General features: G+C 35.5%; 1 protein-coding gene. It reads right to left on the reverse strand.

The features are described from left to right. The coding region (locus tag E1171_RS22925) for a zinc metalloprotease (protein ID WP_222931250.1) at positions 1–234 on the reverse strand (234 nt) is incomplete at both ends.

A 234-nucleotide genomic window follows, 5' to 3' on the forward strand; every position in this document is an offset into this window, starting at 1 on the left:
AGAGTTGTTTCCATTGCCATAACCAGGTGGATTTTCGGGTTCTGGAATAATCCATTATATTTTGGGTAATTTTCTTTTGATAACCAAATGAGGCGTTATTATCAAAACTATGTCGTAATCCCATGGCATGTAAAATTTCGTGGGTTACAGTAGCTTTTCTTTTACCATCAAATAATACTACAGCTTTTGAGTTGATTGCTTTGGCATAACCAGCTAAATAAACAGTTCCACCTG

Origin of the sequence: Xanthovirga aplysinae (assembly GCF_009711365.1) — a bacterium.
Classification (GTDB): Bacteria; Bacteroidota; Bacteroidia; order Cytophagales; family Cyclobacteriaceae; genus Xanthovirga; species Xanthovirga aplysinae.